Origin of the sequence: Streptomyces sp. NPDC048442, from assembly GCF_040651475.1 — a bacterium.
In the GTDB taxonomy this organism is placed as follows: Bacteria; Actinomycetota; Actinomycetes; order Streptomycetales; family Streptomycetaceae; genus Streptomyces.
Genome location: NZ_JBEZKB010000009.1, coordinates 78,839 through 105,831, shown reverse-complemented (window position 1 = coordinate 105,831; position 26,993 = coordinate 78,839). Strand labels below are relative to the sequence as shown.

General features: G+C 70.9%; 27 protein-coding genes. 12 read left to right on the top strand and 15 right to left on the bottom strand.

The genetic code is table 11. The features are described 5' to 3' along the window. The first annotated feature begins 23 nt into the window (after positions 1–23). The 4 genes from AB0D18_RS16330 (at position 24) to AB0D18_RS16315 (ending at position 4,783) form a co-directional block, all read left to right on the top strand. Positions 24–1,439 (top strand): ubiquitin-like domain-containing protein, encoded by a 1,416-nt coding sequence (locus tag AB0D18_RS16330; protein ID WP_362418232.1) that lies wholly within the window; start codon positions 24–26, stop codon positions 1,437–1,439. 150 nt (positions 1,440–1,589) lie between these two features. Then, entirely contained in the window at positions 1,590–3,236 is a 1,647-nt protein-coding gene (locus AB0D18_RS16325; RefSeq protein ID WP_362417838.1) for a penicillin-binding transpeptidase domain-containing protein, read from the top strand. Positions 3,237–3,319: 83 nt separating this feature from the next. Next, positions 3,320–3,847: a YbaK/EbsC family protein gene (locus tag AB0D18_RS16320; protein ID WP_362417835.1), complete on the top strand. Its 528-nt coding sequence runs from the start codon at positions 3,320–3,322 to the stop codon at positions 3,845–3,847. Between the two features lie 84 nt (positions 3,848–3,931). Further along, positions 3,932–4,783 carry a DMT family transporter gene (locus tag AB0D18_RS16315; protein ID WP_362417832.1) on the top strand — a complete coding sequence of 284 codons (852 nt, stop codon included), beginning with the start codon at positions 3,932–3,934 and terminating at the stop codon, positions 4,781–4,783. Between the two features lie 26 nt (positions 4,784–4,809). Here AB0D18_RS16315 and AB0D18_RS16310 read toward each other — a convergent pair whose 3' ends face one another. Beyond that, the gene (locus AB0D18_RS16310) at positions 4,810–5,499 is read right to left on the bottom strand and encodes a molybdopterin-dependent oxidoreductase (protein ID WP_362417829.1); all 690 of its coding nucleotides are present in this window, start codon (positions 5,497–5,499) and stop codon (positions 4,810–4,812) included. A 223-nt stretch (positions 5,500–5,722) separates the two neighbouring features. On the opposite strand from AB0D18_RS16310, the gene AB0D18_RS16305 reads away from it, so the two are divergent. Continuing rightward, positions 5,723–6,289: a sigma-70 family RNA polymerase sigma factor gene (locus tag AB0D18_RS16305; RefSeq protein ID WP_362417826.1), complete on the top strand. Its 567-nt coding sequence runs from the start codon at positions 5,723–5,725 to the stop codon at positions 6,287–6,289. After that, positions 6,286–7,329, top strand: coding sequence for a CU044_5270 family protein (locus AB0D18_RS16300; protein WP_362417823.1), 1,044 nt, complete (start codon positions 6,286–6,288; stop codon positions 7,327–7,329). The genes AB0D18_RS16305 and AB0D18_RS16300 overlap by 4 nt, the downstream gene beginning before the upstream one ends. Here AB0D18_RS16300 and AB0D18_RS16295 read toward each other — a convergent pair. The 4 genes from AB0D18_RS16295 to AB0D18_RS16280 form a co-directional block, all read right to left on the bottom strand. After that, positions 7,292–7,666 (bottom strand): hypothetical protein, encoded by a 375-nt coding sequence (locus AB0D18_RS16295; protein ID WP_362417820.1) that lies wholly within the window; start codon positions 7,664–7,666, stop codon positions 7,292–7,294. The genes AB0D18_RS16300 and AB0D18_RS16295 overlap by 38 nt on opposite strands. A 26-nt stretch (positions 7,667–7,692) precedes the next feature. Next, positions 7,693–8,721: a S66 peptidase family protein gene (locus AB0D18_RS16290; protein WP_362417817.1), complete on the bottom strand. Its 1,029-nt coding sequence runs from the start codon at positions 8,719–8,721 to the stop codon at positions 7,693–7,695. Positions 8,722–8,883: 162 nt separating this feature from the next. Then, positions 8,884–9,306, bottom strand: coding sequence for a peptidase inhibitor family I36 protein (locus tag AB0D18_RS16285; RefSeq protein WP_362417814.1), 423 nt, complete (start codon positions 9,304–9,306; stop codon positions 8,884–8,886). 110 nt (positions 9,307–9,416) lie between these two features. Beyond that, on the bottom strand, positions 9,417–10,451 hold the full coding sequence (locus AB0D18_RS16280) for a helix-turn-helix domain-containing protein (protein WP_362417811.1): 1,035 nt from the start codon (positions 10,449–10,451) through the stop codon (positions 9,417–9,419). A gap of 41 nt (positions 10,452–10,492) precedes the next feature. On the opposite strand from AB0D18_RS16280, the gene AB0D18_RS16275 reads away from it, so the two are divergent. Continuing rightward, entirely contained in the window at positions 10,493–10,747 is a 255-nt protein-coding gene (locus tag AB0D18_RS16275; protein ID WP_362417808.1) for a hypothetical protein, read from the top strand. Positions 10,748–10,769: 22 nt separating this feature from the next. Here AB0D18_RS16275 and AB0D18_RS16270 read toward each other — a convergent pair whose 3' ends face one another. Then, positions 10,770–11,396, bottom strand: a complete 627-nt coding sequence (locus AB0D18_RS16270) for a peptidase inhibitor family I36 protein (protein WP_362417805.1) — start codon at positions 11,394–11,396, stop codon at positions 10,770–10,772. Positions 11,397–11,541: 145 nt separating this feature from the next. Continuing rightward, entirely contained in the window at positions 11,542–11,952 is a 411-nt protein-coding gene (locus tag AB0D18_RS16265) for a PPOX class F420-dependent oxidoreductase (RefSeq protein ID WP_362417802.1), read from the bottom strand. A gap of 123 nt (positions 11,953–12,075) precedes the next feature. Here AB0D18_RS16265 and AB0D18_RS16260 point away from each other — a divergent pair, with 123 nt between their 5' ends. Both AB0D18_RS16260 and AB0D18_RS16255 read left to right on the top strand, forming a co-directional pair. Continuing rightward, entirely contained in the window at positions 12,076–12,549 is a 474-nt protein-coding gene (locus AB0D18_RS16260; protein WP_362417800.1) for a hypothetical protein, read from the top strand. Positions 12,550–12,694: 145 nt separating this feature from the next. Continuing rightward, entirely contained in the window at positions 12,695–13,594 is a 900-nt protein-coding gene (locus AB0D18_RS16255) for a serine hydrolase (RefSeq protein ID WP_362418229.1), read from the top strand. A 152-nt stretch (positions 13,595–13,746) separates the two neighbouring features. Here the strand turns inward: AB0D18_RS16255 and AB0D18_RS16250 are convergent, their stop codons facing one another. From AB0D18_RS16250 to AB0D18_RS16235, 4 genes are all read right to left on the bottom strand, one after another. Further along, positions 13,747–14,907 (bottom strand): serine hydrolase domain-containing protein, encoded by a 1,161-nt coding sequence (locus tag AB0D18_RS16250; RefSeq protein ID WP_362417797.1) that lies wholly within the window; start codon positions 14,905–14,907, stop codon positions 13,747–13,749. A gap of 184 nt (positions 14,908–15,091) precedes the next feature. After that, positions 15,092–15,868, bottom strand: a complete 777-nt coding sequence (locus AB0D18_RS16245; RefSeq protein ID WP_362417794.1) for an ABC transporter ATP-binding protein — start codon at positions 15,866–15,868, stop codon at positions 15,092–15,094. Next, positions 15,853–16,617, bottom strand: coding sequence for a cobalt ECF transporter T component CbiQ (gene cbiQ / locus AB0D18_RS16240; protein ID WP_362417791.1), 765 nt, complete (start codon positions 16,615–16,617; stop codon positions 15,853–15,855). Before cbiQ ends, AB0D18_RS16245 begins: the two co-directional genes overlap by 16 nt. Before the next feature lies 1 nt (position 16,618). Next, positions 16,619–17,755, bottom strand: coding sequence for an energy-coupling factor ABC transporter permease (locus AB0D18_RS16235; protein WP_362417788.1), 1,137 nt, complete (start codon positions 17,753–17,755; stop codon positions 16,619–16,621). Between the two features lie 261 nt (positions 17,756–18,016). Here AB0D18_RS16235 and AB0D18_RS16230 point away from each other — a divergent pair, with 261 nt between their 5' ends. Together AB0D18_RS16230 and AB0D18_RS16225 are read left to right on the top strand one after the other, a co-directional pair. Beyond that, positions 18,017–18,346: an SsgA family sporulation/cell division regulator gene (locus AB0D18_RS16230; RefSeq protein WP_362418226.1), complete on the top strand. Its 330-nt coding sequence runs from the start codon at positions 18,017–18,019 to the stop codon at positions 18,344–18,346. Between the two features lie 128 nt (positions 18,347–18,474). After that, positions 18,475–21,777: a S41 family peptidase gene (locus AB0D18_RS16225; RefSeq protein ID WP_362417785.1), complete on the top strand. Its 3,303-nt coding sequence runs from the start codon at positions 18,475–18,477 to the stop codon at positions 21,775–21,777. Between the two features lie 136 nt (positions 21,778–21,913). Here the strand turns inward: AB0D18_RS16225 and AB0D18_RS16220 are convergent, their stop codons facing one another. Genes AB0D18_RS16220 through AB0D18_RS16210 form a run of 3 tightly spaced genes read right to left on the bottom strand, consistent with a single transcriptional unit; the run spans position 21,914 to position 25,211 of the window. Then, a complete protein-coding gene (locus AB0D18_RS16220) occupies positions 21,914–22,783 on the bottom strand; it encodes an SDR family oxidoreductase (RefSeq protein WP_362417782.1) in 870 nt (289 codons plus the stop codon). Beyond that, positions 22,780–23,697: an alpha/beta hydrolase gene (locus AB0D18_RS16215; RefSeq protein ID WP_362417779.1), complete on the bottom strand. Its 918-nt coding sequence runs from the start codon at positions 23,695–23,697 to the stop codon at positions 22,780–22,782. The genes AB0D18_RS16220 and AB0D18_RS16215 overlap by 4 nt, the downstream gene beginning before the upstream one ends. Further along, positions 23,694–25,211, bottom strand: a complete 1,518-nt coding sequence (locus tag AB0D18_RS16210; protein ID WP_362417777.1) for an NAD(P)/FAD-dependent oxidoreductase — start codon at positions 25,209–25,211, stop codon at positions 23,694–23,696. The genes AB0D18_RS16215 and AB0D18_RS16210 overlap by 4 nt, the downstream gene beginning before the upstream one ends. 186 nt (positions 25,212–25,397) lie before the next feature. Here AB0D18_RS16210 and AB0D18_RS16205 point away from each other — a divergent pair, with 186 nt between their 5' ends. Continuing rightward, positions 25,398–26,018 carry a MerR family transcriptional regulator gene (locus AB0D18_RS16205; protein ID WP_362418223.1) on the top strand — a complete coding sequence of 207 codons (621 nt, stop codon included), beginning with the start codon at positions 25,398–25,400 and terminating at the stop codon, positions 26,016–26,018. Between the two features lie 137 nt (positions 26,019–26,155). Here the strand turns inward: AB0D18_RS16205 and AB0D18_RS16200 are convergent, their stop codons facing one another. Continuing rightward, entirely contained in the window at positions 26,156–26,953 is a 798-nt protein-coding gene (locus AB0D18_RS16200) for an exodeoxyribonuclease III (RefSeq protein ID WP_362417774.1), read from the bottom strand. Positions 26,954–26,993: the final 40 nt, after the last annotated feature.

Genomic DNA, 26,993 nt, shown 5'->3' with positions numbered 1-26,993 from the left:
ACGGGGGAGGTGTGACGTACGAGGTGCCCCCGCCGGCGCCCTCGTACGACACCTACCAGCCGGCCTACGGGACGCAGGCGCCCTACGAGCCGTACGAGCCGTACGAGCCCGAGGAGCCGTACGAACCGTATTCGTACGGGAGTTACGCCCCGGCCGCCCCCGCCACCCCGGCCACCCCTGCCGCCCCCTCCACCGTCCCGGACCCTTCCGCCCCGGACGGCGGCCCTCTCCTCCCCCACCAGAACCAGGCCTCGTGGCCGACGGTCGCCGTGGCGGCCGCGGCACCCGACACCCGGCGTGCGGCCCGCCGCCGCAAGGGCGGCACGGGCGCGGCGTCCGGCGGCGACCACAAGCCGGACACTCTCCGGAAGCTGGTGCCGCAGGCCCTGGTGGTCGCGTTCCTGGCGGGCGGCACCTCGGCGTTCGTCGCCAACGACAAGTCGATCGAGCTGAGCGTCGACGGCGCCCCCCGCACCCTGCACACCTTCGCCGACGACGTCGGCGAACTCCTGAAGAGGGAGGGCGTCCCGGTCGGCGAGCACGACCTGGTGGCGCCCGGCCGGGGCCAGACGCTGGCCAGTGGTGACGAGGTCGTCGTCCGGTACGGCCGCCCGATCGTGCTCACGCTCGACGGCGAGCGCCGCCAGGTGTGGACGACGGCGCAGACCGTCGACGGCGCGCTGCGCCAGTTCGGAGTGCGGGCGGAGGGCGCGTACCTGTCGGCGTCCCGGTCCTCCGCGATCTCGCGCAGGGGCCTGTCCCTGGACGTACGTACGGAACGCACGCTGACGGTGATGGCCGACGGCCGCGAGCGCACCATCCGGACGAACGCGGCGACGGTGGAGGAGGCGGTCCAGGAGGCCGGCATCTCCCTCGGCAACCAGGACACCACCTCCGTACCGCTGGACAGCTTCCCGCGCGACGGGCAGACGGTGACGGTCATGCGGATCACCGGTTCGCGGGAGGTCCGGGAGGAGCCGATCCCCTTCAAGGTGATCCGCAAGGAGGACCCGTCGGTCTTCAAGGGCACGGAGGAGGTCGTACGGGCCGGGGAGCCGGGCTCGCGGAAGGTCACGTACGTCCTGCGGACCGTCAACGGGGTGAAGGAGAAGCCGAAGAGGTTCTCGGAGGAGATCGCCCGGCAGCCGGTGGACCGGATCGTCAAGGTCGGAACGAAGCCGATGCCGACGGCGGTGGCCGGGGCGGACGGACTGAACTGGGAGGGTCTGGCGCAGTGCGAGTCCGGCGGCAGGCCGGGCGCGACGGACCCGTCCGGGACGTACGGCGGCCTGTACCAGTTCGACCGGCAGACCTGGCAGGCGCTGGGCGGCTCGGGCGCCGCCCACGAGGCCCCGGCGTCGGAACAGACCTTCCGGGCGAAGAAGTTGTACGTGCAGCGGGGGGCGAGCCCCTGGCCGCACTGCGGGCGGAAGCTGTAGGGCCGCCGGTCAGGCCCGGCCCGGCTGTGTCCCACCCCACGTACCAGTCACATAACGCCCGTCGCTCCTGTCACCCCTCACCCCGTAGAGTCACTCCCCGATAACTCCCCGGCATCAATGCCGGGGAGCTCCTGGGGAGGGGACTGCGGCATGCGCGGTGGGGTCAGGATCGCGATAGTGGGCGGGGCGTTCGTCATCGTGGCCGGGGGTGTGGGGTACGGGGGCTACAACCTCTACACCGGCATCACGGGCGGCAGCGGCAGCAGCACCGCTTCCGCCAAGGGCGGGGCCGGCACCGAGGTCGAGACGAAGGACGTCACGTCCGGTCCGCCCTCCGCCGACGAGGTCACGGAGACCTCGAACGCGTTCTTCGCCGCCTGGGCCCAGGCGGACGCCGCCACGGCGGCCCAGCGCACCAACAACTCCGCCGTCGCCTCCCATGTCCTCACCACGTACTTCGACGAGGCCCACATCTCGGGCCTGAAGATCGTCCCGGGGACTGCACAGGGTACGAAGGTGCCGTTCACGCTCACCGGCAAGGTCGCGGCGGGCGGGCAGGAGAAGCCGATCGCCTACGCCTCCTCCCTCACCGTCGTCCGCGGAAAGAGCAGCGGCAAGGCCCTGGTCGACTGGCAGCCGACGGTCGTCCACCCGGGGCTGAAGCGGGGCGAGACGCTGAAGACGGGCACGGCGACCGCGCCGCCCATCAAGGCCGTCGACCACAACGGCAAGGAGCTGACGAAGGAGAAGTACCCCTCGCTCGGCCCGGTCCTGGACCAGCTCCGCAAGAAGTACGGCGAGAAGACGGACGGCAGGCCGGGCGTCGAGCTGTACATCGAGCCTGCCGAGGGCACGACGGCCCCTGCCCGCACACTCCTCACCCTTGCCAAGGGTGTCCCCGGTGAGCTGAGGACGACGTTCGACGCGGGGGTCCAGGCGGCGGCGGAGAAGGCGGTGAAGCAGCGGGGCGGGTCGGTCGTCGCGCTCCAGCGCAGGACCGGTGCGGTCCGGGCCATCGCCAACGGCTCCGGCAACCAGGCCATCGGCGGCGTCACCGCCCCCGGCTCCACCCTCAAGATCGTCACGGCGGCGATGCTGATGGAGAAGGGCCTGGTCAGCCCCGAAAAGCCGACCGAGTGCCCGAAGGAGGCCGTCTACCAGGGCCGTACCTTCCACAACCTGAAGAACTTCGAGCTGGGCATGGCGCCCTTCTCGCTCAGCTTCGCCCAGTCCTGCAACACCGCCTTCATCAAGCTGATCGACGACGTCGGCGACGATTCCGCGCTGCCGAAGTTCGCCCGGGACGTCTTCGGCGTCGGCCTGGACTGGCAGACGGGCATCGGCACCTTCGACGGCAGGATCCCCGAGGGCACCGGTGGCGAGGCGGCCGCCCAGTACATCGGCCAGGGCCAGGTCCAGATGAACCCGCTGAACATGGCGTCGGTCATCTCCACCGCCACCACCGGCACCTTCCACCAGCCCTACCTGGTGGCCCAGGACCTCGACGACCGGGAGTTCGCCACCACGGGCCGCTCGCTCTCCCCCGAGGTCGCCGCGAACATGCGGGCCCTGCTCTCCCGCACCGCCAGCGACGGCACGGCCGCGAAGGCCATGTCGTCGGTCAGCGGTCCCAAGGGCGGCAAGACCGGCTCTGCCGAGATGGGCGGCCAGGAGAAGTCCGACAGCTGGTTCACCGGTTACGCGGGCGACCTCGCCGCAGCGGCCACCGTCCCGGCCGGAGGACACGGCGGCGACTCCGCCGGACCCGTCGTCGCGGAAGTCCTCAACGCCCGCTGAGGCGCCGGCCGCCCCGCTGAGGCACCCGCCGCCCCTCGGAACACACTCGCATGGCCCGTACAGCTACCAGTAGCGTGCGGGCCATGAGCACCTCCGAACCCACCGCTGTCCACCCGCTGTTCTCCGGGGCACTCCACGAGATGGGGCTGAAGTCCCTCGAAGCGGATGTACGCCGCTTCCCGGACGCCACCCGCACCGCGGCCGAGGCCGCCGCCGCGCTCGGCTGCGACGTCAGCGAGATCGTCAAGTCGCTGATCTTCGAGGCGGTCTACGAGAAGCAGTCCAACGCGCCGGTCCTGGTGCTGATGGACGGCTCCTCGCGCGTCGACGTCGAGCTGGTGCGCCAGGTGCTGGGCGCGCAGAAGGTCAGGCGGGCGAACGCGGATCTCGTACGGGGGACCACCGGTTACGCGATCGGCGGTGTGCCGCCGTTCGGCCACGTCACCAAGACCCGTGTGCTCGCCGACCGGGGCCTGCTCACCCACCCGGTCGTCTGGGCCGCCGCCGGCACCCCGCACACGGTCTTCCCGATGGCCCCGGACACGCTCATCGGGCACGCGGGCGCCACCCTCGTCGACGTACGCGAGAGCACCGAGGGCGGCGCCGCGTGACCCCGCTCGTCGTACACGAGAGCACCGCGGGCGGCGCCGCATGACCCCGCTCGTCGTACGCGAGGGCACCGCGGGCGGTGCCGCGTGACCCCGCTCGTCATAGCCGCCGTCCTCGTCGCCGCCCTCACGCACGCCAGCTGGAACGCGATGGCGCACCACATCAAGGACCAACTGGTCTCCTTCACCCTCATCTCGGGCGGCGGACTGCTCATCGGCCTGGTGGGCGCGCTCTTCGTGCCGTTCCCTGCGGCGGCGGCCTGGCCCTGCCTGGCCCTGTCCGCAGCCCTCCACGTCGCGTACATGATGCTGCTCATGCGGTCGTTCACGCTCGGCGACTTCGGCCAGATGTATCCGATCGCCCGCGGTTCGGCCCCGCTGGCCGTGACCGCACTCGCGGCGGTCTTCGCCGACGAGATCCCCACCGGCTGGCAGCTGGCGGGGGTGGCGGTGGCCTGTACGGGCCTGGTCGGCGTGGCCCTGTGGGGCATCAAGGGCTCCGGCAGGAAGCCCCAGTGGGCGGCGATCGGCGCGGCACTCGCCACCGGTCTCACCATCGCGCTCTACACGACGGTCGACGGCCTCGGCGTGCGTGCGTCGGGCACGTCGCTCGGCTACCTCGCGTGGCTGATGGTCCTGGAGGGCCTCGCCATCCCGGCGTACGCGCTGTACCGGCGCAGGACCCAACTCCTCACCCAGGTACGCCCGTTCGCGGTACGCGGCCTCACCGGTGCGGCGCTCGCCGTCGTCGCGTACGGCCTGGTCCTGTGGGCGCAGACCCGCGCCCCGCTGGCACCCATCGCGGCGCTCCGCGAGTCGAGCATCATCGTGGGCGCGGCGATCGGCGCGATCTTCCTGAAGGAGCGCTTCGGCGGTCCGCGCATCGCGGCGGCGGGGCTGATGGTGGTGGGCATCGCTCTGATGCTGCACACGAGTTGAGCGGCGGGCGAGTCCGGTCGCGGGGGTTAAGGACCCTTCCCGCTCTTCGCACCCTTCGCACCCTTTGCGCTGAGCACCCTGATCACCACGACCACCCCCCGGTAGAACGGCCGCACCACCCACCCGGGCAACCGGCGGTGCCGTTCCTCCTTGCGGACCCGGGCCCGGGGGTGCGCCGCGAGGGGCGACCACCGGTCGGTGACGGCGGGCGCGGTGACGTGGAACTCGATCCGGCAGAGGTGCTTGATGTTGACGTACCCGTACTGCCAGGGGCTGACCAGCCGCACCGGAGCGCCGTGGTCCCCCGTGAGCGGTTCCCCGCCGAGTCGTTCGGCGACGAGCACGTCCTCGCCGAGCGCGTCCTCAAGGAGCACCATCGCCCGCACTCCGTCCGCCCCCGTGAACACGAGATGGCTCACCGCCGCTCCCGGCAGCAGGACCGGCTCCACCAGCACCCGGTAGAAGTCCTTGAACGCGACTCCCTCCCACACCAGCCCGGTCGCCGACCACCCCGCCACACAGTGGAAATCGGCCCGCACCTCGCGCCGGGGCAGCTTCCCCAGCTCCGACACGGCCACCGTGACATCCTCCGTCAGGACACCCGTTCCGGCCAGCTTGATCACCGGGTCGGCGGGGACGGGCGGCGGCGGGTTCTTCAGGTCCTTGCCGAAGCGCGGAAATCCATCGACGGCACGTTGCCCTGGAGGAAGCGTCATGACGGTCCTTTGGTCTACGGATACCCGAGCCCTGGCCCCGCCATCGTAGGCCTCACCCTCCCCCTTGGCCATGCACCCCGACTCGCCCTGCGGCAGGGCCACTTCACCCCTGGGGCTTGCCCAGCGGGCAGGCGGGCGGGCAGCGGAAGGGAAACTCCCGCCCCTCCCCCTGTAAGTCCCGCCCCGCCCCGGACATAGAGCAGGTGGAGGGGACAGGAGGACGATGAACGACGAGCAGTTGTTTACCGAGGCCTACCGTCGGCACTTCGCGGCCGTAGAGAGCTACGTGCGGCGACGTGCGAGCGCCGATTCCGTGCAGGACGTGGTGGCCGAGGTGTTCACGGTCGCCTGGCGGCGCTGGCACGAGGCGCCCCGGGACCGGTTGCTGCCCTGGCTGTACGGGGTGGCCCGGCTGACGCTGGCCAACACCTACCGCGACGCGAGACGCCGCGAGGCGCTCATGGACACCCTCGCCGGGAAGCCGGCCGCCGAGCGGATCGAGGAGGATCACGCGGCGGCCGTGTCCCAACGGCTGCTGGTCGCGGCGGTCTTCGACGCGTTGAGCCCCGCCGATCAGGAAGTGCTGCGCGTCGATGTCTGGGAAGGGCTGAGTGCGCGCGACGCGGCGGTGGCGGTGGGCTGTTCCACCGCCGCTTTCCATGTACGGCTGCACCGCGCACGCCGCCGGTTCCGGCAGGCCGTCGCCTCGACGGACGTACCACAGCAGCGCTCAACACCCTTCGTGGCAGCGGCAGACGGGCCGGGCGGAACAAAATGGGGGACGCGATGAAGGACGGGACGAAGGACAGCTCTCTGGAGACGCTGAAGGCGATCGACCCGGCCGCGGGCAACGCGGCACGGGACGACTGGCGGGCCACCGGGGACGACCGCGAGCAACTGCTGCGGAAGGTGCTGTGCGCGCGCCGGCCGATGCCGCCGCCCGTGTCGCGCGGCCTGCACAGGTGGCGGTGGCCGCTGGCCGGTCTGGCGGTGGCGACGTCGATGGCGGTGGCCGTGTCGGCGTACACCCTCTTCGGCCCCCACGCCCAGCCCGCACAGGCTGTGACTCCGCCCGCCCTCACCTACAGGGCCGACGGCGAGACGGCGAAGGAGGTACTGGGGCGGCTCGCGGCGGCCGCGCGGAAGGACACGTCGTCGGTTCCGGCGGGCAGCAACCTGTACTTCAAGCGCGAGAGTTGGGCGCTGTGGACGCAGGTGGACGGCCTGCAGGCCCGTTCCGCGGTCGTCCCGGAGGAGCGGGAGTCGTGGAAGAAGCCCGACGGCTCGCAGAAGTGGAAGGCACGGACGAAGCGCCCGCAGTTCCAGAACGCCCAGGACGAGGAGGTGTGGGCGGACTCCGGCTCGCTCGGCGACGACCCTGAACTCACCGAGGGCGAATCGGGGCCCGCGGCCAAGAGCGGCCCGCACGGCCGGCCCGCCCCGGAGGACGTACGCGGCATGGGCGGCTGGCTCCTCGCCCACTACGAGAAGTACGCGGGCTCAGGGGAGCTCTTCGACTCCGTGGCGGAACACCATCTGAGCGAACTCTGGAACGGACGGCAGCGCGCCGCCCTGCTCGACCTCCTCACCACGCGGCGCGACGTCAAATACCGGGGATCCGTCATCGACCGGGCAGGCCGTACCGGGCAGGCGTTCTACGTCGACTCGGACTACGGGGGGCTCCCGGCAAGGCACACCCTCATCTTCGACGCGTACACCGGCAAGCTGCTCGCCTACGAGGAGGAACTGACCGAGACCGCGGGTGCACTCAACGTCAAAATCCCGTCGGTGATCATGTACCTGTGCTACCTGGACGCGCGGGCGGAGTGACCCGGCGCGGGAGCCGGGTCACGGTCCCTGAGCCGACGGCGCGGCCGCGGTGCCGAAGGGCGAAGGACTGGCCTTCCTCCAGGGCGACGGGCTGTTCGAGCGTGACCGTCACCGCGCCCAGGTGCAGCGGCCGGAGCACGCCGCTGTCGTGGGGCAGTGCCACGACGCCCCACACCGCGGCGGTACGGATGTGGAACCGGAGGCGCTCACCCGTGCGTACCTCGACAGCGCCGTGCTCCTCGGCCAGCAGTGAGATGTCCGCCGCGAAGCCGACCTGCGCGTCGACCGAACCGGGCGCCACAAGCACCTGCCCCCGCTCGACCCGGCCGGTCGGCATGGCCAGCCCCTCCCCCCCCAAGTCCGTCAGACCAAGGTCTGAATGAGTTCGCTCCGCGTCGGTGTGTGGATCAGGCGGCCGTGTGCCCCGTTGACGAGCGGCATGTGGGGCGGGACGTGGCCGCATTCCATGTCGGCGATGATCGGCACGTTCAACGGGCCGAGCGCATCCAGCACGGCCTCGTGCTGGGACAGCGAGGGGGTGCCCGGTGCCGAGGTCCGTCCGACGAGCACCGCGTTCGCCGCGTCGAAGAAGCCGGCCAGCCGCATGCCGTGCAGGTTCCGGCCGATGGTGAAGGCGTCGTCGCCGCAGGCCTCCACATAGACCAGCAGCCCGTCCGGGGCCTCGGTGCGTGCGAAGTCGGACACATGGAGGTAGGCGGTCCCGGTGAGGTTGCACAGTGTCTCGATGCAGCCCCCGATCAGGCGGCCCTCCACGTCCACGTCTTCGCTTCCGTCCAGCCGCGTCCAGGTGCCGGGGGTGTCCAGCGTGTACTCCCGTACCTCTGGCCGGGTGGCGTAGTCGTCCCAGCCCGAGGTTCTGTGGCTGCCGGGCGGGATCTGTGCGAACCGGCTCCCCCGCGGTGCGCCGACGATGTCGAGCCAGGAGAGCAGCCCGTCGGGGGTTCGGTACGGGGTGTCCATGAGGTTGTTGCCGTGAACGGTCGCCGTCCCGGTGAGGAGGGTCAGCGGGGTGATGAGGGTCGACAGGTCGGAGTACCCCACGAGCCAGGTCGGTTCGGCGGCGCGCAGCCGGTCCCAGTCGAGCAGCGGCAGGAGGTCGATCGCCAACTCCCCGCCCCACGGCGGCACTACGGCCCTGATGCCGGGATCGGTCAGCATCGACATCAGTTCCTCCGCACGCGCGGCGGCGGGAGCGCTGACATGACCCGAGCCGTCCATGCACTGTCCGAGGACCACCTCGTATCCGCGTGCCTCCACCTCGCGGACAGCCACGTGAAGGCGCTCGCGGAGCCTCTCGTCGACTCCGCTGGACGGGGAGGTGACTCCGACGCGGTCACCGGGGCGCAAGGGGCTCGGGTATCGAACTGGCATGCGCTGGATTCTGACACGGCAACGGGTCGGCCGGGCAGCGGATTTCCGCGCATGGCGGCGTCGCGGCAGGCCCGGCCCGGGGATCGAACCGGGGGTGGTCGGCCCGCTGCCCCGGGGTGGCCGGCCACGACGCCGTTCTCTACTCCCTAGCAGCGCGACTCCTTAGCAGCGCACGTCCACAGAGCTGAGGCGGTCGTCGTGGCTGGCGGCGAGGTCACCCTGCCACCAGCGGGCAGTGGTGCCCAGGTATCCGGTGTAACCGTGGTTGTAGTAGAGGTCGACCGCGCCGCCGCCCTTGTTCCACACCGAGCTGGCCTTGTTGTCGAACGCGCCGGGCACCTCGTTCTTCCAGCAGGAGGGGACCACCCACAGCAGGCCCCCGCCGTTCTTGTACTGGAAGAAGCACGTCTGCCCGTCCGCGCAGTTGTTCCAGCCCAGGATCGCGGCGCCGGGTCCGCTCACCTCGTAGAGGCCGCTCTCGCCCGCGACCGGAACGATCCGGCTCTCGGCGTTGGCGGTCGACGTACCGGCCATGACCGCGGCCACCGCACCGATGACAGCCAGCGTGTTCAGCATCTTTCGCATGTGTTCGCCTTCTCCTTCGCGGGGGCCGCTTCAGCCCCTCCCGATGTGCCAGGCACCACGCTCGGGCATGGGAAGGGCCGTGTCGTTGCCGTGGCGCGCTGCGCTTCTTGTCATTGCGCGCAGGGCTCGGTACGTACGGGAGGGACTCCGGCCGTACCGGAATCGCGGGCGGGCAACGCGAGGCTCCGGTACTCCCCGGGAGCCATGCCGTACATGGCCCGGAAGGAGCGGCTGAACCCGGCGGCGCTCGTCAGGCCCCAGCGCGCGCCGACGGCGTGCACCGGCAAGGTGCCCAAGTGCGGCGACGCGAGGTCCTGGTGGCACCGCTCCAGCCGCCGACGCCGTATCCGGGCCGCGACGGTCTCCGGCAGGTGGCGGAAGAGCTGGTGCAGGTGCCGCACCGAGATGTGGTGGCGGGCCGCGACGGTCTCCGGGGTGAGGTGCGGGTCGGCGAGATTCTCGTCGATGAAGGTGTTGATGGCGCCCAGGAGGACCTGGCGGCGCGTCTCCGGCGGCAGCCGCTCCTGGATTCCTATCTGCTCGGCGAAGAATCCGCTGGCCAGGTCGAGACCGGTGGCGCCGAGCCGGGCGCCCGTACCTTCGTCCAGGGTCTCCGCTTCCTCCGCCACGGACTGCAGGTAGTGCGCCAGGACCCTGCTCATGCCGGAGTGGCCCCGCGGCAGCCCGTGGGCGAAGAGCGCGCGGACCCTGTCACGCGGAAGCGGGACCAACTCCTGCGGCAGGTGCAGGATGAGCGCACGCCCATCGCTGTCGCCCCGGCCGCCGGGAGCCTCATCGCCGTACGGCCGGGAGGAGGCGCCCCTTGCGGCGTCTCCGCGGTCGAGGTGGGCTCTTCGCTCCTCCTGGGCCGCCTTCATGGCCCCGTCGAACACCAGGGTCAGCTCGAAGGTGTCCGGATCCACGCTGCGTACGAGTTTGGCGCAACGGTCCGACCCCTGGGCGGGCAAGGGCATGGTGGTCAGCCGGACCGGCCCCAGGGCCACGCTCCGCGCCCGGCCGGAGAAGTCCGCCGCACAGCCGCCGGTGGCCCGATGGGGCGCGGCACCCTGCCCTACCGCCGCACATAAACATTCGAACCGGTATTCCGGCGGCAGGCTGGCAGTGTCGAACTCCTGAAAAGCCATGATTTCCCCCAGCCTCCACGGCAACGACAGATGCCCCTGCGATGCCTGAGCGTGGTGCGTGCTTCTTCCAGTACAAGAACGGCGGGGGCCTGCTGTGGGTGGTCCCCTCCTGCGGGAAGAACCCGGTGCCCGGCGTGCTCAGGCCCAGCTCGGTGTGGAACAAGGGTGGAAGCCTGGTCGATCTCTACTCCTCCGCCGGCCCCGCCGAATACCTGGGCACCGTGCCCCGCGGGTGGCAGGGCGACCTCTCCCTGGAGCAGCACCATCGCGTCGGCTCTGTGGACGTGCGCTGCTAGAGGTCGTGAACGGCCCTAGTCCCTAGTAGGGCCGCGCCCGGAAGCAGTCCGCCATGTTGTCGGCCGCGACGGACGCGGCATTGGAGTGCGGGTCTCCGTACCAGAGGAGGTTCGTGCAGGAGAGGTCCTCGCCGACTCTGGTGCGGGAGTAGACGAGGAGGGTCAGGTCACCCTTGTTCGACCACGACGAGGTCATGTCGTTGAAGCCGTAGGTACTGAAGTAGACGGCCGCGTTGTGCTGCGCGTTCCAGGACAGGCGCCACCCCTCGAAGCTCTTGTACTGGTAGAAGCAGTACCAGTCGTCGCCGAAGACTTCGGTGGGGCAGTTGTCCCCCGCCAGGGCGGACGACCCGGTCTCCTTCGTGGACTCGGGCAGACCCGCCGTCCTCGCCTGGAGTTTCTGCGCCGCGGGGCTGCTCACCGGGGCGCGGGCCTCCCCGGGGAGGGCGAAGGACATGAGGGCCTCGCCCCCGTTCCAGGCGATCTCGTTGCGGCTGATCTGCACGCCGCCTTCGGTGGTGGCCAGCACCTTGTCGATCTCCTGCTGCAGCCCGTCGACCGCCACGGCGGCGCTCGCCTGCGTCGAGCCGAAGACCATGGCTGCCGCCGCGGCGGCCGTAGCGACGACCCGAGCACTCCTGCTGAGCATGAAAAACCCTCCCTGGCCACGGGCCACGCACCCGACGGCCACGGAATGCTCACACGCGTGATCACTCAGCGTCTAGGCGAAATCACTCCCCCTCACATCTGGCTCGATTTCGCCAACCTGGCTGCAACGCACGGGGGTTGACCCGTCAGCGCGCCGCGCTGCCGACCACCCGTCCGGGCACGATGCGGACCGCCACCCGCACCGCATCGGCCGGCAGTCGCACATACTCCTCGCCCGCCCCCGGCCCCTCGTACTTCTCGGCCAGCGCGACGGCGACCCGGCGGTCCTCGTCCTCGGTGACCGTGGCCAGGCCTCGTACTTCGATGTAGCTCTCGGAGTCCGCCTGGTCGTACACGCTCAGGCTCACGCGCGGGTCGCGGAGCATGTTCGTCACCTTGCGGCGGCCGGCCTGCGAGGAGATGAGCAGGTCGTCGCCGTCGCGGCCCACCCAGACGACCGAAGTCTGCGGGCTGCCGTCGGGGTTGAGCGTGGCGAGGACGGCGGGGTTGCGGCCGTCGAGGAGCTTGCGGGCAGCGTCGCTGAATGAAGTGGGCATGATCAGGATCCTAGGTCCGGCCCTGTCAGGATCCCAGGTCCGGCCCTGCCCGCTCCGCCCGAAGGGGCGACCTGCACACGATTCCCCGTACCGGGACCCCGTACCGCCGTTACGCTCCGAGCCGTGAACCTCACCATGCCGCGCAGCCGCGCAACGGCCCCGCTGCTTCCCCTGCTCCTCGCCGCCGCCCTGCTGACCGGTGGCTGCAGTTCGCCGGACGAGTCCGCGGGGCCCGGCGCCCCCGGACCGGAGCAGCACTCCGCTCCCCCGTACTACGCGCAGACACTGACCATCGGCCCCGTACCACTGAAGGCCGCCCAGCGCGCCGAGCGCTACCGGAAGAGCGGTGGAGAGAAAGCCGTGCAGCCCGTGCAGGCCGTGCAGGGCGTGGACAGCGAGGCGGTCGCGGAGAAGCTGCCGCGGGTGATCGTCTGGTCGCAGGACACGGCGAGCGACGCGGCCGGCTTCGACAAGCTCCGGGCCACGCTCCTCGACTACCTGAGGCAACACGAGGGCTTCGAGGCCCCGAAGGGCTACTTCCTCGACATTTACGGATCGAACGGCAAGCTCCTGCATCGCTTCGACGCCCGCCCCTAGGCCCCGTAGCCGTCCGAGGTAGCGAAAAGGTAAAGACTGCGTCGGGCGTACATCCATTCGCCCTTCACATGTGTCACACGAGCAGGTGGCCCCCTCATGTGGCCTCCATATCAGGGCATTTGGAGCATCCGCGTTGAAAACTGGAATTAAGGCGATCTGTCGCACGGCAGCGACTCTCGTCGCGGCCGGATCCTTGCTCACCGCCGGAGCGGTCGTCGCACCTGCCGTGCAGGCCGCACCCGCCGCACCCGCCGCCAAGCCCAAGGCGCCTTCGATCGTCGCCAAGGGTGGCTTCCTGCTGGACGCCGCGTCGGGGCGTACGTACTACGGCAAGGCCGGTGACACCCGGCTCTCCACCGGCTCGACGACCAAGATCATGACGGCTCTGGTGGTGCTCAGCACCAAGGGGCTCAATCTGGACACCAAGGTCACGATCGACAAGGCGTACAGCGACTACATCGTGCGCAGGGGCGCGTCGTCGGCGCGGCTGATCGTCGGCGACAAGGTGCCGGTGCGGGCACTGCTGTACGGGCTGATGCTGCCGTCCGGCTGCGACGCCGCATACGCGCTGGCCGACAAGTTCGGTACGGGCAAGACGCGGGACGCGCGCGTGAAGTCGTTCATCGGGAAGATGAACGCGACCGCGAAGAGCCTCGGCATGACGAACAGCCGCTTCGACTCGTTCGACGGCATCGGCAACGGCGCCAACTACTCGACGCCGCGCGACCTTTCGAAGCTGGCCGCGCAGGCGCTCAAGAACAACAACTTCCGCGCGGTCGTGAAGACGAAGTCGACCACGCAGCGGGTCACCACCAAGAACGGTGGCTACCGCAACATGTCGTGGACCAACACCAACAAGCTGCTCGGCAGCTACTCGGGTGCCATCGGCGTGAAGACGGGCTCGGGCCCGCAGGCCAAGTACTGCCTGGTGTTCGCCGCGACGCGCGGCAAGCGCACGGTGGTCGGCGCGGTTCTCGCCTCGACGAACGAGGCCAACCGGACCTCCGACGCGAAGAAGATCATGGACTACGGCTTCAAGCTCTGATCCCCGCCCCTCGCGGGCACGGCCTTCGAACGATGTCCCGCTCACAGAGGTGAGCGGGACATCGTTCTTGAGCCCTGTTCTGGCCCCCGAGAAGGACCGGCAGGAGGCCCGATGTCCTAGGCCAAGACCAAGGCCAAGGCTTAGGACAAGGCTTAGGACAAGGCCGCCCGTACGCCCGCGACGAGGGCCAGTGCACGCGGGTCGGCGGTGACGCCCTTGCGCAGACCGTTCGTCACGTACCCGAGCGCGATGCCGGACTCCGGGTCGGCGAAGCCGAGCGATCCGCCGCGCCCCGGATGCCCGAACGATCCCGGCCCGAGCAGCGGCGAGGCCGAGCCGTGCAGCATGAAGCCAAGGCCGAAACGGGTGTTGACGACCAGGACCCGGTCGGGCCCTGAGGACTCCTCGGTACGGGCCAGGGTGAGCGTGGCAGGTGCGAACAGCCGTGCCCCGTTGTCGACTTGGCCGATCATCGCGGCGTAGCAGCGGGCCAGGGCGCGGGCGGTGGAGATGGCGCCGGACGCGGGGAGCTCGGCGGCCCGGTAGGCGGGGTCGTTCTCGTCGGGCAGCGGATCGATGGCACCGAAGGCACGGCGGGTGAGCGACGCCGGATCCGCGTACGCCTCGCTCACGGCCCGCTTGGGCCTGAGCTTCAGCCCGCCCTCCGAAGGGGGCTCCTCGACGGGCGCGATCCGCCCCACCCGATGGGCCTCCTCCTCCGGCAACCCGATCCAGAAGTCCAGCCCCAGCGGGCGCGCGATCTCCTCGGCGACCCAGCGCCCGATGGTCCGCCCGGTCACCCGGCGTACCAGTTCCGCGGTGAGGAAGCTGTACGTCTGTGCGTGATAGCCGTGGTCCGCCCCGGGCTCCCACGCGGGCGCCTGCGCGGCGACGGCCCGCGCCCCGGACACCCCGTCACACGCCTCGGCGGGCGTCAACGGCCGGTCGAGGGCGGGAACTCCGGCCCGGTGCGACAGCAGGTGCCGGACCAGTGCGCGCTCCTTGCCCGCCGCCTTGAACTCGGGCCAGTAGGTCCCCACCGGGGCGTCGAGATCGATCTGCCCGCGCTGGTGCAGGAGCAGCGGTACGGCGGCGGCTATCCCCTTCCCGGCGGACCGCACGACCTGGGCGGTGTCGAGGGCCCACGGCACGGTGCCGTCGACGTCACGGGTGCCGCCCCAGAGGTCGACGACCTTGTGCCCGTACCGGTAGACGGCGACGGCGGCGCCGCGCTCGCCACGCTGCTGGAAGTTGCGTACGAAGGCGTCCCTGACCGGCTCGAACCCGGCCGCCACCGTGCCTTGGACGTCCACGTGTGCACCACTTCCACTCGATCGGTGTTGTACGACTCCATGGTGCAGGGGGCACGCCAGGACACAGGGGGCGGGGCTCCGCACGGGGGCCGCCCCCTGCCCAAGGAGGCTCGGGGGTAAGGGGCAGGCATTTAGGGGCGCGGGGAACTGCGCACCCAGCCACGACGCACCCGCACGATGCCCCTCAGCCCACCCGGACCGACCCCGGGTCGAAGCCGAAGGGCAGCTCCAGACGGTGCGCCCGCATCAACTCCTCGTCCAGCAGCAGATCCTGCGTCCGCCCGTCCGCCACCACCGCCCCCTCACTCAGCACCACCGCCCGAGCGCACAGTTCCAGCGCATAGGGAAGGTCATGCGTGACCATCAGCACCGTCACGTCCAACCCCCGCAGAATGTCCGCGAGTTCACGCCGCGACGCCGGGTCGAGATTCGACGACGGCTCGTCTAGGACCAGAATCTCCGGCCGCATCGCCAGCACCGTCGCCACCGCGACCCGCCGCCGCTGCCCGAAGGACAGATGGTGCGGAGCCCGGTCCGCGAACTCCTCCATCCCGACCTGCTCCAACGCCCCCCGTACGCACGCCTCCAGCTCGGCACCCCGCATCCCGCCCGCCGCAGGGCCGAAGGCGACGTCCTCCCGGACCGTCGGCATGAAGAGCTGGTCGTCGGGGTCCTGGAACACGATCCCGACCCGCCGCCGGATCTCCGCCAGGTTCCGCTTGGTGACCGGCAGACCGGCCACCTCCACCGTTCCGGCCCCCGCCGGCAGGATCCCGTTCAGATGCAGGACGAGGGTCGTCTTCCCGGCCCCGTTGGGCCCGAGAAGCGCGACCCGCTCCCCCCGCCCGATCCTCAGGTCAACCCCGAACAGCGCCTGATGCCCATCCGGATAGGCGTACGCAAGACCCTTCACCTCAAGCGAAGCGGCCGCACCCACAGCAGTACTCACAACAACACCCATCCCGTCAGACACACCACCAGTGCCGCCCCCGGCAGCACCCCCGCCCAAACCCACTGCTCCCGCGACGCACGCACCTCGTCGATCACCGGCATCACTCCCGTGTACCCCCGGCTCATCATCGCCAGATGCACCCGCTCGCCCCGCTCGTACGACCTGATGAAGAGCGCCCCCGCCGTCTTCGCCAGCACGCCCCAGTGCCGTACGCCCCGCGCCTCGAACCCGCGTGAGCGCCGCGCGATCGACATCCGGCGCAGCTCCCCGGCGATCACGTCCCCGTACCGGATCATGAACGTCGCGATCTGTACGAGCAGCGGCGGCAGCTTCAGCTTGGCCAGTCCGTGCAGGAGTTCACGCAGTTCGGTCGTCGAGGCGAGCAGTACGGAAGCCGCGACGCCCAGTGTTCCCTTCGCCAGGATGTTGAACGCCCCCCACAGTCCGGACACGCTCAGCGAGAGCCCGGCGAACTCCACCCGCTCCCCCTCCGCCACGAACGGCATCAGGACGGCGAAGGCCACGAACGGCACCTCGACGAGCATCCGGCTGAGCAGGTGCCGCGCCGGTACGCGCGCCGCGTACGCGACACCCGCGAGCAGCACCGCGTACGCCGCGAACGCCCACACCGCCTCCCGGGGCGTGGACACGACGACGACCACGAAGGTGAAGACGGCGGCGAGCTTGCAGTGCGGCGGCAGGGCGTGCACGGGGCTGTGCCCGTGCCGGTAGAGCGCGTGGGCGTGACCGGCCCCCATGTCAGACCGCAGTCCTGTCCGAGGCACCGGACGCACCGGACGCACCGGACGCACCGGACGCACCGGACGCACCAGATGCACCGGACGCACCCGAGGACTCCTCGTCGCGCCGCTTGCGGACCGCCCAGAAGATGCCACTGCCGACCGCGACGGTCACTCCGACGCCGATGACGCCCGCGAGGCCCCCGGAGAGGCGGGCGTTGCCGATGTCCTTGACGCCGTAGTCGGCGAGCGGGGAGTTCGCGGCGGCGTGCTCGCGCACGTTCTTGTCGATGCCCTGGTCGGCGGCGACCTTCTCCAGGCCGTCGGGGCTGGCGGACGCGTAGAACGACACCACACCGGCGAGTACGAGCGCGGACAGCAGCCCCACACCCCAGACCTTCCGGACAGACCGCGCGGCAACCGGAACGCGCACGGTCCCCGAGGCCTTCTCCGGCGCCGGCGCATCCACCAGCTCCCCGCCCACCCGCAGCTTCAGCGGCGCCGCGAGACCCCGCGCCCCGTGCACCAGGTCGGGCCGCACCGCGAGCACGGCACTCACCGTGAGCGCGGTGATCGCGGCCTCGCCGATGCCGATCAGTACGTGCACGCCGACCATCGCGGTCAGCACCTTGCCGACGGGTACGTCCGTGGTGCCGCCGATCGCGTAGATCAGGGTGAAGAAGGCGGCGGCGGCCGGGACCGAGACGAGCGCCGCGACGAAGGCGGACACCGTCACCGAGCGGCGCCGCCCGCGCGGCAGCACCCGTACGAGACCGCGGAAGATCCCGTACGAGACGAGAACGGTGACGACGCCCATCACCGTGATGTTCACGCCGAGCGCGGTCAGGCCGCCGTCGGCGAACAGGACGCCCTGCATGAGCAGGACGACGGAAATGCAGAGGACACCGGTGTACGGGCCGACGAGTATCGCGGCGAGCGCGCCGCCGAGGAGATGTCCGCTGGTGCCGGCGGCGACCGGGAAGTTCAGCATCTGCACGGCGAAGACGAACGCGGCGACCAGTCCGGCGAGCGGCGCCGCCCGCTCGTCCGCCAGCTCGCGCCGGGCACCGCGCAGGCTGACGCCGACGGCGGCGGCTGCCACCACTCCGGCCGCCACCGACACGGGGGCGTTGATGAATCCGTCGGGCACATGCATGGCGGGGTACTCCCGGGGTCGAGCCGTCGCAGAGGGTTCAGGGGGTGGCAGCCGTTCGATGATAGGGAGTTATTGCAAAGCGGTTGCAAAAGCCCCCAGGGAACAAGTACCCACGCCAGGCCCGCGGCAAAATATGGGACATAAGATGGCAAATACTGCGAAGGTGAGTGTTGCGTACGTACGAGGTGAGGAGGCGGGCCCATGTCCCGCACGGTTGAGAGCCCGCAGAGCGCCGCTTCGGAGGCCTCGCCCACGACCGAGATGGAACTGCGCGCCGGCCTGATCACCGACGCACCGGCCCCCGTCTGCCTCCCGGTCACCCTGCGCCACGACCCGGCCCACGACGCACGGGCGGTGAGCGTCGTGCTCCCCGCGCCCGGCCCGAGCCCGGACCGGCACGTGTGGACGTTCCCGCGCGCCCTGCTGGAGGCGGGCCTGCGCGCGCCCGCCGAACAGGACGACGTACGCATCTGGCCGTGCGGGCGGGTGCAGGCGGTGCTGGAGCTGCACGCGGCGCAGGGGGTGGTGCTGCTCCAACTGGACTGCGCACCCCTGGTCCGCTTCCTGCGGCGCACCTACGCACCCCGATAGGGGCGCGAGGCTGTACGGGACATGCGGCTCCGCCGCGTGGGCGCGACCAGCCACGACGCACCCGCACCTGACAAAAAAGATCCGCCGCACAAGTTGCCGGGCCCCCCTGCCGCGGAAAGCATGAAGGCATGCGAGTGCCCACGAACGAGTCCCCCCAAGCCCCCGCCCCCGGCTACCTCCGCTTCCCGCACCTGCACGGCGACACCCTCGCCTTCGTGGCGGAGGACGACCTGTGGGTGGCGCCGATCGCCGAGGCCGGGCACGTCCCGGGGCGGGCCTGGCGGCTCACCGTGGACCGGACCCGGGTCGGGCACCCGCGCTTCTCGCCGGACGGCACCCAGATCGCGTACACGACGTGGCGCAGCCTCGACCCGGAGGTGCACATCGCCCCGGTGGACGGCGGGCCCTCCCGGCGGCTGTCGCACTGGGGGGCGGTCGACGCCCGGGTCTGCGGCTGGACCCCGGAGGGGCACGTCCTGGCCGTGTCGTCGCACAACCAGCCCTTCTCGTACTTCTCGTGGGCGTACTCGCTGCCCACCGACGGCAGTCCCGGCGGCAGGCTGCCCTGGGGCCCGGTCTCCGACATCGCCGTCTCGGACTCGCTCCCCGGCTGCGAGGGCGAACGCCGCACGCTCCTCCTCACCGGAAAGCCGCCGCACGAACCGGCCGCCTGGAAGCGCTACCGGGGCGGTGCGACCGGCCGCCTCTGGCTGCACGGGGAGCGGCTGCTCCCCGACCTGCACGGGCACCTGGACTCCCCGATGTTCGTGGGCGACGACCGGATCGCCTTCCTCTCGGACCACGAGGGCATCGGCAACCTCTACTCCTGCCGCACCAACGGCTCCGACCTGCGCCGCCACACCGACCACGACGCCTTCTACGCCCGGCACGCCTCGTCGGACGGCACCCGGGTCGTCTACCAGTGCGCGGGCGACCTGTGGCTGGTCGACGACTTCTCGCCGGCCGGGGTGCCGCGCAAGCTCGACGTACGCCTGGGCGGCCCGCGCACCGGCCGGCGCGGCTACCAGGTCCCGGCGGCCAGCCACGTCGGCGGACTCGCGGTCGACACGACGGGGCGGGCCAGCGCGGTGTCGGTGCGCGGCAGCCTCTACTGGCTGACCCACCGCGACGGCCCGGCCCGTACGATCGCGGACACTCCGGGCGTACGGGTACGCATGCCCGAGATGCTGGGCTCCAGCGGGCAGGTCGCGTTCGTGACGGACGCCGAGGGCGAGGACGCCGTCGAGATCGCCTACCTGCCGAGGGCCGCGGGCACCCGGGCACCCCGCCGGCTCGCCTCCGGCCAACTGGGCCGCGTACACGAGCTGTTGTCGGATCCGGAGGGCGGCCGGATCGCCGTCGCCTCCCACGACGGCCGCCTCCTCCTGCTGACCGTGACGGAGGGCGAGGAGAACCTCACCGAGCTCATCCGCTCCATCAACGGCCCGGTCCGCGACCTCGCCTTCTCCCCGGACGGGGCCTGGCTCACCTGGTCCCACCCCGGCATCGGCCGCTCGCTGCGCCAGATCAAGATGGCCCGCATCAACGACCCGGCCCACCCCCTCATCATCGACGTCACCAACGGCCGCTTCGAGGACGAGAACCCGGCCTTCACGAGCGACGGCCGCTACCTCGCCTTCCTCTCCTGGCGCGGCTTCGACCCGGTGTACGACGTACACACCGGAGACCTCTCCTTCCCCCTGGGCTGCCGCCCCTACCTGGTCCCCCTCTCCTCGGCCACCCCGTCCCCCTTCGCCCTCTCCCCCGACGGGCGCCCGGCGGCGGGCGGCCTCGACCCGGACGAGGCGGCCGAGGGCGACGGCACGGTGACGGTCGAAGTGGAAGGCCTGGCGAACCGAGTCACCCCCTTCCCCGTCTCCGCCTCCAAGTACTCCTCCCTCTCCGCGGTCAGCGGCGGCGGACTGGTCTGGCTGCGCTGGCCGATCTCCGGCGCACTCGGCGAAACCTTCGTCAACCCCGCCGACACCTCCGGCCGCCCCACCCTCGAACACTTCGACCTGGCGAAGGCCCGCAAGACCGAACTCGCCGACGACCTGGAGTGGTTCGCGATCAGCGGCGACGGCACGCGCCTCGTCGTCATGGAGGACGGCGAACTGCGCGCCGTCCCCTCGACGGAACGCGGCGACAACGACTCGACCGTCCAGCTGGACCTGCGCCGCATCCTGCACGAAGTGGACCCGGGGGCGGAATGGCGGCAGGCGTACGCGGAGGCGGGCCGCATCACCAAGGCGTACTTCTGGGAACCGCACATGGGCGGCATCGACTGGCAGGCCGTCCTCGACCAGTACCGCCCGCTGGTCGAACGGGTCGCCTCCCCTGACGAGTTCGCCGACCTGCTGCGTGAGGTACTCGGCGAACTGGGCACGTCGCACGCGTACGTGGCGGCGGCCCGCCGAAACGAAGGACCGCCCCACTACCAGCGCGCGATGGGACTCCTGGGCGCCAACTTCTACGTGAAGGACGGCAATTGGACCGTCTCGCGAATCCTGCCTGGCGACTCCTCCGACTCCAAGGCCCGCTCCCCCCTCGCAGGCACGGGAATCCGGGTCGGAGCGGTCCTCACCCACGTGGACGGCCGCCCGGTCGACCCGGTGGCAGGACCCTTCCCCCTCCTCTCGGCCGCAGGCGGCACCACCGTCGAACTGACCTTCCTCCCAGAAGTAGCGGAGGGCACACAAGCCCGTCCGCGCCGGGTGGCCGTGGTCCCCCTGGTCGACGAACGCCCGCTCCGCTACCAGGACTGGGTGGCCAAGCGCCGCGAAGTCGTACGCGATCTCAGCGGCGGCAAGTGCGGCTACCTCCACATCCCCGACATGGGCGGCTCCGGCTGGGCCCAGTTCAACCGCGACCTGCGACTGGAGGTGTCCCGACCCGCCCTCATCGTCGACGTACGGGGCAACGCGGGCGGCAACATCAGCGAACTCGTCATCGAGAACCTGACCCGCCGCATCCTGGGCTGGGACCTGACCCGAGACGCACAACCCATCTCGTACGCCTCAAACGCCCCTCGCGGCCCGGTAGTTGCCCTCGCCGACGAGGCAACCTCCTCCGACGGCGACATGATCACCGCAGCCTTCCGCCTCCTGTCCCTCGGCCCGGTGGTCGGCCAGCGGACCTGGGGCGGCGTCGTCGGCATGACGGGCCGCCACCCCCTGGGCGACGGCACCGTCATCACCGTGCCGATGAACGCGGCATGGTTCGACGAGTACGGCTGGACGGTCGAGAACCACGGCGTCACCCCCGACATCGAAGCACTCCGCACCCCACTGGACTGGGCGGAGGGCAGGTACGCGGTACTGGACGACGCGGTACGAGTAGCCCTGGAACTCCTGGCGGAGACCCCGGCGGCAGCCCCACCGGACTACTCCGCAGTCCCGGACAAGAGGCGGCCGGAGCTGCCGCCGAGGTGAACGGGCGGGGGCGTCAGCCGCCCAAGGAGCTCGGGGCTGAGGGGCAATCTTTTAGGGGCGCGGGGAACTGCGCGACCAGCCACGACGCACCCGCACCACGCCCACCACCCAGCCCCTCCTCCTCCCCCCCGGCCCCTCAGCCCCGCGCCAACTCGTCCGCCGCACCCCCGGCCCCGACCAACCCCTTCCCCACCCCCTCCAGCCTCGGCTCGAACCTCCTCATCTCCCTCTGCCCCACCGTCCCAATGACCCCCGGCAGATACCCCCGCACCGACTGCATCCCCCGCAGCCACCACTGCGCGTACACATGCGCCGAGCGCCGCTCGATCCCGGCGACGATCCGGTCGACGGCCGGCCCCAGCGGATACGTCCGGTTGGCCGGCCACGGCAGCCGCTGCCGCAACTCCCGCATCACGTCGTCCTGATCCGCCCCCCGCACCATGTCGGTGTCGGTCCACGACAGATAGCCGACCCCCACCCGCACGCCCTTGTACCCGACCTCGGCCCGCAGGCAGTGCGCGAACGCCTCGACGCCCGACTTCGACGCGCAGTACGCGCTCATCATCGGCGCCGGCGTGATCGCCGCCAGCGACGCGATCTGCAGGAAGTACCCCCGGCTCTCCATCAGCACCGGCAGGAAAGCGCGCGCGGTAACGGCACCCCCCACCAGATTCACCTCGATCACCCGCCGCCACGCCTCCGGATCGGAATCCACGAACGGCCCCCCGGACGCCACACCGGCATTGGCGACGACGACGTCCACCTTCCCGAAGCGCTCCTTGACCTCACGCGCGACCCGCGCCATCGCCTCGTGGTCGGTGACGTCCGCGTACCACCAGTCGCTCTCGGTGTGCAGCCGCCCCGTCACGTCCTTCAACAGCTCGGGCTCCAGCCCGATCAGGGCAACGTTCGCGCCCCGTGCCGACAGCTTCCGCGCCAGCAGCTCACCCACACCCCGCGCCGCACCCGTGACGACGGCGACCTGACCCTCAAGGCTGTAGCTCACGCGACTTCCTCCCCCACTGCCGCCCCAGCGGCAACGTACGTACCCACAAGCTCACGGATCTTCCCCGTGACGACCTCCGGCGCCTCGACCGGCGTCATGTGCCCGACCCCGGTGAGCAACGTCAGCCCCAGCGACTGGGGCAACATGGCCTCCATCCCCCGAGCGTGCACAGCCGGCGTGAGCCGGTCGTCGGCCCCCGCGACCACCGCGACCGGAACACTCAACCCACGTATGCCCGCGCCCAGTTCAAGCTCGTCCAGTACATGCGACCACCCCACCCGCGCCCGCCTCGGACACGCGTGAACGATCCGCGCGCACTCCGCGACCCGCTCCGGCGCCGTCCCGCGCGCCATCGTCGCGTACTTGAGTACGGCCTTGGAGACCGGAGTGACGGGACCCAGCGGCGCCCTCGCCCCCAGCACGGACCTGGTCAGCCTGGTCCGCAGGCCGCCCGCCCGTATCGGCAGCACCAGCGCCTCGGCGACCAGCCGCGTGCTTCCCGTGCTGCACAGCAGCACCGCGGCCGCGTGCTCCGCGAAACCGGGCCGCCCGGCCGCCGCCATGATCGTCATGCCGCCCATGGAGTGCCCAACCAGCACGGCCCTCTCGCCGGGGGCGAGCGTCGCGGCGAGCACCGCTTCGAGGTCGTCGGCAAGCCCGTCCGTCGAGTACGCACCGGAGTCGGGCGAGCGCCCGTGCCCCCGCTGGTCGTACGCGATGACCCTGAAGTCCCGTGCCAGTTCCCGTATTTGGGCCGCCCAGAAGGCGATCGAACAGGTCCACCCGTGCGCCAGCACCACCGCGGGCGCACTGTCGTCGCCGTACACCTCGACGTGGATCAGCGCTCCGTCGGCGGAGGTGACGCTCAACTCCCTTACGTCACCACCGATTTCACTCCGCGTGCGGCGGATCATGCGGCAACCTCCTCGACCTTGGCGGGCGCACTCACTTCGGCCCGCACCACTTGGTACTCCGCAAGGTTGACCTCCCGGGTCGCCCGACGGAACTCCGAGGTGGTCCCCGGCCAGACCGTCGTGTTGCGGCCGTTCGCGTCCAGGTACCAGCTGTCGCAGCCGCCGGTGTTCCACACCGTCCGCTTCATGCGGTCCTGCACTCGCCGGTTCCACGCCCCGACGGCGGACGGCCGTGCCGTCAGCGCGACCCGCCCGCCCAGCACGTCCAACTGCCGTAGGTAGTCGGCCATGTAGCTGAGCTGGGCCTCGATCATCAGGATCATCGAGGAGTTCCCCAGACCCGTGTTCGGGCCGATGATCGTCATCCAGTTGGGGAAGCCGACCGCGCTCGCACCGCGCAGCGCCTCCATGCCGCCCTTCCAGGCCTCCGCGAGGGTGATGCCGTCGGCGCCCACCACGCGGTCCGCGATCGGCATGTCCGTGACGTGGAATCCCGTACCGAAGATGATCGCGTCGACGTCGGTCTCCGTACCGTCGGAGGCGACGACCGTCGAGCCGCGCACCTCGCTCAGTCCGGACGCGACGACGTCGACATTCTTCTCGGCCAGCGCCGGGTAGTACGTGCTCGACAGCAGGATCCGCTTGCAGCCGATGCGGTACGAGGGGGTCAACCTGGCGCGCAGAGCAGGGTCCTTGATGGCCTTGGCCATGTTCGCCCTGGCGATGTTCTCGACGAAGCCCAGCTCGCCCGGCCGCTTGGTGAACGCCTGGACCTGAAGCTCCCTGATCCCCCACAGCATCCTGCGCCGCACCGCACCGGTGACGGGCACCTGGCGGTGCAGCCAGCGCTCGGCCCCGCTGATCTCGCGGTCCATGCGCGGCATCACCCACGGCGGCGTCCGCTGGAACAGCGTCAGCTTCCCGACCTCGGGCTGGATCGCGGGCACGATCTGGATGGCGGAGGCGCCGGTCCCGACCATCGCGACGCGCTTGCCCCGAAGGTCGTAGTCGTGGTCCCACTTCGCCGAGTGGAAGACCTTGCCGGGGAAGGTGGCGAGACCGGGAATGTCAGGGGTCTTCGGGTCGGACAACGGCCCGGTCGCGGACACCACGACATCCGCGACGAGCGTCTTCCCGTTCGCCGTCTCGATCTTCCACCACAGCTTGCCGGCGTCCCAGGTCATCATCGTGACCTCGTGGTTCAGCCGAATGTGCGGGCGCAGACCGAAGGTGTCGGTGACGTGCTCCAGGTACGCGCGGATGTGCTCCTGGCCCGAGAAGGTGCGCGGCCACTCGGGGTTGGGCGCGAAGGAGAAGGAGTAGAGATGCGACGGCACGTCGCACGCACACCCCGGATAACTGTTGTCGCGCCAGGTCCCGCCGACGGAGCCTGCCCGCTCCAGCACGACGAAGTCGGTGATCCCTTCCCTGCGCAGCCGGACGGCGGCCCCCAGGCCACCGAACCCGGACCCGATCACCGCCACTCGTACATGCTCGTGCTCGAACTCGGCCATGCCCGACGCCTCCCGCACTCAACACACCACAACCCTGCCAGCAATCACTGGCACGATTCGGAGCGTAGAGCAGTAACGTACTGATCGGTAGGGGCACGGCACGACAAGTTACCGGTGGTACGCCATAGGCTTCCCCGCGTGGAAGAAGCACCCGGCACCGAGACGCAGCCCTACCGCGAGTACCGCATGGAAGAACTGGCCCGCGCGGCCGGCATCCCCGTGCGCACCCTGCGCTTCTACCGCGAACGCAAGCTGATCCCGCCTCCGCGCCGCGAAGGCCGCATCGCCTGGTACAACGACCACCACCTGGCCCGCCTGCGCACCATCGCCGCCCTCCTGGAACGCGGCCACACCCTCACCGGCATCGCCGACCTCGCCTCCACCTTCGACAGCGGCCGCGACATGGGCGAACTGCTCACCCTGGGCACCCCCGGCGAACCCACCGAGGAAACCCCGGTCCGCCTCACCCCGGAACAGCTCGCCGACTACTTCGAGGGCGAAGTCACCCCCGAGAACCTCGCCTCCGCGATGGCACTGGGCTACCTCGCCGTCGACGGCGACGAGGTGGTCCACATCAGCCGCCGCCTGCTGGACGTCTCGGCGGCCCTGGTCCGCGAGGGAGTCCCCCTGGCCGAAGTAATGGCCGCCGGCCTCCAGGTCCGCGAGCACGCGGACGTACTCGCCCAGATCTTCATCAACCTGGTCACCACCCACCACGCCGACCCACAACGCCTGCGCCCCCTGGCCAAGAGCGTCGTCGAAGCAGAACTCTCCATGGCCCTGGACCGGCACCTGCGCAAACCCTGACCGAGCCGGCGGGCCCCGGCCGACACCGGCCAACTACCCCCACCTCAGCACCAGTTCACCACCGAAGCGGCCGTTCGCGACCAGGCAGCCGCGCTCCCCACCCCGTACAGCACTCGACGACCGCGTGGACCCCCGCCCTATACCCCGTACTCCACCGTCACCGGCGCGTGGTCGCTCCACCGCTCCCCGTGGCTGGCCGCCCGCTCCACCCGCGCGTTCGTCGCACGGTCCGCGAGTCCGCCCGTCGCGATCTGGTAGTCGATCCTCCAACCTGAATCATTGTCGAAAGCCCGCCCCCGGTAGGACCACCACGAGTACGGCCCCTCCACCTCCGGGTGCAGCTTCCGTACGACGTCCACGTACCCGGCCTCCTCGAAGACCCGGCCGAGCCACTCCCGCTCCTCCGGCAGGAAGCCGGACGACTTCCGGTTCGCCTTCCAGTTCTTCAAGTCGGCCTCCTGGTGCGCGATGTTCCAGTCTCCGCACACCACGACCTCCCGCCCGGCCTCCGCCGCCCTGGCCTTCAGCCCCACCAGGTACATCAAGAACTCGTCCATGAAGCGGTACTTCTCGTCCTGCCGCTCGGTCCCGACGTCCCCCGACGGCAGATACAGGCTGGCGACGGTCACCCCCGCCACGTCCGCCTCCAGATACCGCCCGCTGCCGTCGAACTCCGTGCTCCCGAAGCCGACCTGCACCCGCTCCGGCTTCTCCCGCGTGTAGAGCGCGACCCCGGCCCGCCCCTTCGCGGCGGCCGGCGCGATCGTCACGTGCCACCCCTCGGGCGCCCGTACGTCCTCCGAGAGCTGCTCGACCTCGGCCCGTACCTCCTGCAGGCACACGACATCGGCGGCAGTCTCCGCCAGCCACGGCACGAAGCCCTTCTTGGCGGCGGCACGGAGGCCATTCACATTCACAGAGGTCACAGTCAGCATCCAGAAACCCTACCGACCCACGGACCCCACTCCTCGCGCC

What these genes read in the sequence shown, in the direction of transcription:
- AB0D18_RS16325 (WP_362417838.1), top strand. Translation starts at nt 1,590, where the DNA reads ATGCGCGGTGGGGTCAGGATCGCGATAGTGGGCGGGGCGTTCGTCATC.
- AB0D18_RS16320 (WP_362417835.1), top strand. Translation starts at nt 3,320, where the DNA reads ATGAGCACCTCCGAACCCACCGCTGTCCACCCGCTGTTCTCCGGGGCA.
- AB0D18_RS16310 (WP_362417829.1), bottom strand. Translation starts at nt 5,499, where the DNA reads ATGACGCTTCCTCCAGGGCAACGTGCCGTCGATGGATTTCCGCGCTTC.
- AB0D18_RS16305 (WP_362417826.1), top strand. Translation starts at nt 5,723, where the DNA reads ATGAACGACGAGCAGTTGTTTACCGAGGCCTACCGTCGGCACTTCGCG.
- AB0D18_RS16300 (WP_362417823.1), top strand. Translation starts at nt 6,286, where the DNA reads ATGAAGGACGGGACGAAGGACAGCTCTCTGGAGACGCTGAAGGCGATC.
- AB0D18_RS16295 (WP_362417820.1), bottom strand. Translation starts at nt 7,666, where the DNA reads ATGCCGACCGGCCGGGTCGAGCGGGGGCAGGTGCTTGTGGCGCCCGGT.
- AB0D18_RS16290 (WP_362417817.1), bottom strand. Translation starts at nt 8,721, where the DNA reads ATGCCAGTTCGATACCCGAGCCCCTTGCGCCCCGGTGACCGCGTCGGA.
- AB0D18_RS16285 (WP_362417814.1), bottom strand. Translation starts at nt 9,306, where the DNA reads ATGCGAAAGATGCTGAACACGCTGGCTGTCATCGGTGCGGTGGCCGCG.
- AB0D18_RS16280 (WP_362417811.1), bottom strand. Translation starts at nt 10,451, where the DNA reads ATGGCTTTTCAGGAGTTCGACACTGCCAGCCTGCCGCCGGAATACCGG.
- AB0D18_RS16275 (WP_362417808.1), top strand. Translation starts at nt 10,493, where the DNA reads ATGCCTGAGCGTGGTGCGTGCTTCTTCCAGTACAAGAACGGCGGGGGC.
- AB0D18_RS16270 (WP_362417805.1), bottom strand. Translation starts at nt 11,396, where the DNA reads ATGCTCAGCAGGAGTGCTCGGGTCGTCGCTACGGCCGCCGCGGCGGCA.
- AB0D18_RS16265 (WP_362417802.1), bottom strand. Translation starts at nt 11,952, where the DNA reads ATGCCCACTTCATTCAGCGACGCTGCCCGCAAGCTCCTCGACGGCCGC.
- AB0D18_RS16245 (WP_362417794.1), bottom strand. Translation starts at nt 15,868, where the DNA reads ATGGGTGTTGTTGTGAGTACTGCTGTGGGTGCGGCCGCTTCGCTTGAG.
- cbiQ (WP_362417791.1), bottom strand. Translation starts at nt 16,617, where the DNA reads ATGGGGGCCGGTCACGCCCACGCGCTCTACCGGCACGGGCACAGCCCC.
- AB0D18_RS16235 (WP_362417788.1), bottom strand. Translation starts at nt 17,755, where the DNA reads ATGCATGTGCCCGACGGATTCATCAACGCCCCCGTGTCGGTGGCGGCC.
- AB0D18_RS16230 (WP_362418226.1), top strand. Translation starts at nt 18,017, where the DNA reads ATGGAACTGCGCGCCGGCCTGATCACCGACGCACCGGCCCCCGTCTGC.
- AB0D18_RS16225 (WP_362417785.1), top strand. Translation starts at nt 18,475, where the DNA reads ATGCGAGTGCCCACGAACGAGTCCCCCCAAGCCCCCGCCCCCGGCTAC.
- AB0D18_RS16215 (WP_362417779.1), bottom strand. Translation starts at nt 23,697, where the DNA reads ATGATCCGCCGCACGCGGAGTGAAATCGGTGGTGACGTAAGGGAGTTG.
- AB0D18_RS16210 (WP_362417777.1), bottom strand. Translation starts at nt 25,211, where the DNA reads ATGGCCGAGTTCGAGCACGAGCATGTACGAGTGGCGGTGATCGGGTCC.
- AB0D18_RS16205 (WP_362418223.1), top strand. Translation starts at nt 25,398, where the DNA reads ATGGAAGAACTGGCCCGCGCGGCCGGCATCCCCGTGCGCACCCTGCGC.
- AB0D18_RS16200 (WP_362417774.1), bottom strand. Translation starts at nt 26,953, where the DNA reads ATGCTGACTGTGACCTCTGTGAATGTGAATGGCCTCCGTGCCGCCGCC.